The 4,961-nt window shown below is 71.5% G+C and carries 3 protein-coding genes and 2 pseudogenes; all 5 read left to right on the top strand.

The annotated features are described in order from the left end of the window. Positions 1-107, top strand: a pseudogene (locus ACWERV_RS36475) (roadblock/LC7 domain-containing protein); the annotation flags it as partial. Between the two features lie 120 nt (positions 108-227). Further along, positions 228-641, top strand: coding sequence for a DUF742 domain-containing protein (locus tag ACWERV_RS36470; RefSeq protein ID WP_031526299.1), 414 nt, complete (start codon positions 228-230; stop codon positions 639-641). Next, on the top strand, positions 622-1,230 hold the full coding sequence (locus ACWERV_RS36465) for a GTP-binding protein (protein WP_398186878.1): 609 nt from the start codon (positions 622-624) through the stop codon (positions 1,228-1,230). Before ACWERV_RS36470 ends, ACWERV_RS36465 begins: the two co-directional genes overlap by 20 nt. Positions 1,231-1,552: 322 nt before the next feature. Beyond that, positions 1,553-4,858 (top strand): sensor histidine kinase, encoded by a 3,306-nt coding sequence (locus ACWERV_RS36460; RefSeq protein WP_452941160.1) that lies wholly within the window; start codon positions 1,553-1,555, stop codon positions 4,856-4,858. Beyond that, positions 4,788-4,961: pseudogene (locus ACWERV_RS36455) on the top strand (roadblock/LC7 domain-containing protein); the annotation flags it as partial. The gene ACWERV_RS36460 and the pseudogene ACWERV_RS36455, both read left to right, overlap by 71 nt.

Raw genomic sequence — 4,961 nt, 5'->3', positions numbered from 1 at the left:
GCGACATCGGCCTCGTCGGCTACGAAATGGCCCTGCTCGTCGACCGCGCAGGCACCGTACTCACCCCCGACCTCAGGGCAGAACTACAGGGCAGCCTGATGCAGTAGCCCGCTGCGGTGCGGGCGCGCGGACCTCCCTCCGCCGCCCGCGCCACCGTCCGAGATCCCGCCCGCACGTTCCCGTTTTTCCGCACCGCGACACGCACTGCCCGGACACGGAGGACCCTCATGACCCCGCCACCCGCCTCGCCGGGCCAAGGCCCGTACGGCGCGTCACACCACGCGCCGTACGGAGTGGAAGGCGACCAGCCGCTGGTGCGGCCGTACGCCATGACCGGTGGCCGCACCAGGCCCCGCTACCAGCTGGCGATAGAGGCGCTGGTGAGCACCACCGCCGACCCGGTGCAGTACGCGGGACTGCTGCCCGAGCACCAGCGGATCTGCCACCTGACGCGCGAGATCAAGTCGGTGGCCGAGATCTCCGCCCTGCTCGCCATCCCGCTGGGCGTGGCCCGCATCCTCGTGGCCGACCTGGCCGAGGCCGGCATGGTGGCCATCCACCAGCCGGGCAGCGGCGAAGCCGGCGGTCAGCCAGACGTGACACTGCTTGAGAGGGTGCTCAGTGGACTTCGGAAGCTCTAGAGCACAGTCGCAGCCGTCGTACGGCACGCAGTCGTCGGCGCGGTCGACGACCTCCGCGAAGATCGTGGTCGCGGGCGGCTTCGGCGTGGGCAAGACCACGTTCGTCGGCGCCGTCTCCGAGATCAACCCGCTGCGCACCGAGGCCGTCATGACCTCGGCGTCGGCCGGCATCGACGACCTCAGCCACGTCCAGGACAAGACCACCACCACGGTCGCCATGGACTTCGGCCGCATCACGCTCGACGACGACCTGATCCTCTACCTGTTCGGCACCCCCGGCCAGGACCGCTTCTGGTTCATGTGGGACGACCTCGTGCGGGGCGCGATCGGCGCCGTCGTCCTCGTCGACACCAGGCGGCTGGCCGACTGCTTCCCCGCCGTCGACTACTTCGAGAACAGCGGCCTGCCCTTCGTCATCGCCCTCAACGGCTTCGACGGGCACCAGCCGTACCGTCCCGAGGAGGTCCGCGAGGCGCTCCAGATCGGCCCCGAGGCGCCGATCATCACCACCGACGCGCGGCACCGCGCCGAGGCCAAGAGCGCCCTCATCACCCTCGTCGAGCACGCCCTGCTGGCACGTCTCAAGTAGCACATGCCATCGGCACCTTGCCCCTGACGGGGCTCTGGCGGGCCGTCCGTGTCGTGCGACACGGGCGGCCCGCCTTCATAACATTTCGAGAGACTTTCCGCCCACGGCGACCACGGGACGCGCTCGATCGGTGTCGCAGCGTGTACACCCTTGCGGGCATATGTCCTGTTATCGGACGATCGTCGGCTCTCCGCACCGCCACCGCCCCTCCCCCGCACTGCCGCCACACGTTTGGCTAGTGCCCCCATGACGTGCTGGAATTCGCAGAACCCGAGCGTAGGAACGGCCGTTGTTGCGCCGTCGCCGAGAGGTTGTTGGTCCAGTGAGGAACACCAGGCGAGCCGAGACGGGGACCGAGCACGGCCCGCGGGGGAATTTCACGCCGCCCCGGCGTCCCGGAAACACTCCCCCGGACGGCAGGGCCGAGGTTCCCGCACCGCCCGACCCGGGCGGCCGCTTCAGTGTGCGCAACTGGCGGGTGGCCACCCGGCTGAACGCGATCCTCCTGATACCCGTGCTCGTCGCCCTCGTCTTCGGCGGCTTCCGCGTCAACAGCGCCGTCAGCACCTGGCACCAGGCCGACGACGCGGTACGCACCGCCGAACTGGTCCGCGCGGCGGCGACGTACAGCAACGCACTGATCAACGAGCGGGACAACACGGTTGTTCCGCTGCTCGCCGGAAAGACCTCCGACCCGGCGGTGAAGGCCGCGCGGGCCGCCACCGACACCGCCGCCCAGGCGTTCGACGACGCGGCGGCCCGGATGCCGCACGAGGCCGGGCTGGTGCGCCGGATGGCCACCTTCCGCTCGGTCGAGCCGCAGCTCGCCTCGCTGCGCCAGGCCGCGTACACCAAGAAGCTCTCCGGGGTGCAGACCGAGGAGTGGTACGTCAAGATCCAGCACCCGCTGATGGAGCTGGCCAACGAGCTGGGCTACGGCACCAGCAACATCACCGCCTACGGCCGCACCCTCTACGCCGACTCGCTCTCCAAGGCCGCGGAGTCGCTGACCCGCGCGATCGGCATGCACATCCTGGTCGAGAAGGACCCCTCCCCCGACGAGCTGGCGCTGATGAAGACGGCGCTCGGCTCGTACCAGTACCTGGAGGGCATCGCCCTGGAGGAGTACAACAGCGGCGGCACCGCGCAGGACGTGCAGCGGCTGAAGGACGCGCAGAACACCGCGCTCCAGAAGGGCCGGGACGCCACCGCGCAGGCCAAGGACAAGGCGGCCGCGGCCGGGCTGCCGTTCGTGGTGCCGCCGGCGCTGGCCAAGATGGTCACCGAGATCGCCACCCCGGGCCGCACCACCGAGCAGCTCGCCGCAGAGGGCATCACGCCGGAGACCTACTTCGCGGCCTCCACGCTGTCCTTCGACGCCTACCGCACGGTCGAGGTCGCGCTCGCCGACCAGGCGGCCTCGGACGCGTCGAAGATCGCCTCCAACGCCAAGCGGGACGCGATCGTCAACGCCGTGGTCGTGGTGCTCGCACTGATCGCCGCCTTCGTGGTGGCCGGCATGGTGGCGCGCACGATGAGCCGCAGCATGCGGCGGCTGCGCGGCGCGGCCTTCGAGATCGCCGAGACCCGGCTGCCGGGCATGGTCGACCAGCTCTCGCGCACCGACCCGGGCCGGGTGGACACCGCGGTCGCGCCCATCCCGATCACCACCCGCGACGAGATCGGCGAGGTCGCCCGCGCCTTCGACCAGGTGCACCGCGAGGCGGTCCGGCTGGCCTCGGAGCAGGCGCTGCTGCGCGGCAACGTCAACGCGATCTTCACCAACCTCAGCCTGCGCAACCAGGGCCTCATCCAGCGCCAGCTGGAGCTGATCACCGACCTGGAGAACAACGAGGCGGACCCGGACCAGCTGGAGAGCCTGTTCCGGATGGACCACCTCGCGACGCGTATGCGCCGCAACGGCGAGAACCTGCTGGTGCTCGCCGGCGAGGAGCCGGTCCGGCAGTGGAACCAGGCGGTGCCGCTGGTGGACGTGCTGCGCGCGGCCGCCTCCGAGGTGGAGGCGTACGACCGCATCGAGCTGGTCGGCATCCCGGACACCGACATCCACGGCAGCGCCGTCAGCGACCTGGTGCACCTGCTGGCCGAGCTGCTGGAGAACGCCACCACCTTCTCGTCGCCGCAGACCAAGGTGCGGGTGACCGCGACGCGGCTGCCGGACGGCCGGGTGATGGTCGAGATCCACGACAAGGGAATCGGCCTGACCGCCGAGGACTTCGCCGACATCAACCACAAGCTGGCCGACCCGCCCACCGTGGACGTCGAGGTCGCCAAGCGCATGGGCCTGTTCGTGGTCGGCCGGCTGTCCGACCGGCACGGCATCCGCGTCCAGCTGCGCCCCTCCGGCGAGCAGGCGGGCACCACCTCGCTGGTGATGCTGCCCGAGCCGATCACCCACGGCGGTGGCGGCGAGGAGGAACTGAGCAGCGGCCAGGGCGACTTCACGGTGTCCCGGATCGTGCCGGAGACCTTCGGCACGGCCGAGCCGAGCGCCCGCACCGCGGCCGAGCTGGGCTTCGACGACTCCCGGTACGAGCAGGGCGGCACGGGCCTGGACCACGTGGGCCGCTCGCTGCGGCACGGCGACCGCCGGGCGCAGCTGGAGGCCGCGGTCTCCGGCGACCGCGGCGCCGAGCCGCCGGCCCCGCCGGAGCAGCGCCAGGCGGCCGCGCACGCCGCCCAGGCCCCCGCGGCGCCGCAGCCGGGCCCGGAGGCCCCGTACGAGCCGCACGGCGGTTACGAGGCCGCGCAGGGCTATCCGCAGGGCTACGACGCCGGTTTCCCGCAGCAGAGCTACGAACAGCCCCTCCAGGGCGGCTACGACGCCCAGGGCTACCCGCTGCCGCAAGAACCGGACGGCTACGCCTCCGGCGGCTACGAGCCGGGCTACGGCCAGGGTTACGGGCAGTCCTACTCCCAGGGCTACGAGCAGCCGCAGGGGCAGCCGCAAGAGCAGAACGGATTCTTCGCGCAGGCGTACGACCAGCAGGGCACGGGCGCCCCGGCGTCCTACGACGCGGGCGGCGACGGCGGCTACCCGGCGGGCGGTTACCCGCCGGCCGCGGCCGCGGGCGGGCAGCAGAGCGACCCGGCAGACTACCGGCCTGCTCAGAGCGAGTGGCCGGGATCCGACGGGGGTGTAACCGAATCCGTTCCGCCGCTCCCCGAGCAGCCGTCCGACAGCGTAGGCTCCCCCTCGCTGACGGACGCCGGACTGCCGCGCCGGGACCGGAAGCCCCGTACGTCACCGCAGGATCAGCCCGCTCAGGAGTCGCCCCAGCCCCACAACCAGCCCCGGTCGGAAGCCTCCGACTGGCGGTCGAACAACGATGAGAACTGGCAGCGGGCCGAGACGGTCCGCGAGCCGAAGGCAGGCGGGGTCACCCCCTCCGGCCTGCCACGGCGGGTGCCCAAGGCCAACCTGGTCCCGGGTGCCGCAACGCAGACCCCGCAGGGCGGCCCACAGGTCTCCCGCGCACCCGAAGACGTCCGCGGCCGGTTGAGTAACCTGCGGCGTGGCGTCCAGCAAGGGCGCACTGCTGGAACTGACACGAACGGACAGGCCTCCGACCCCCACTTCGGCGGCCCACAGAACCAGGAGCGCTAAGTTGAGTCCGATGAGCCAGGCGGCACAGAACCTGAACTGGTTGATCACCAACTTCGTGGACAACACCCCCGGGGTGTCCCACACCGTGGTGGTCTCCGCCGAC

The organism is Streptomyces sp. NPDC004031 (genome assembly GCF_053604375.1).
This window is presented reverse-complemented; position numbering and strand designations above follow the sequence as displayed.

Excerpts from the sequence above, each read along its gene's own strand:
- ACWERV_RS36470 (WP_031526299.1), top strand. The coding sequence starts at position 228 with ATGACCCCGCCACCCGCCTCGCCGGGCCAAGGCCCGTACGGCGCGTCA.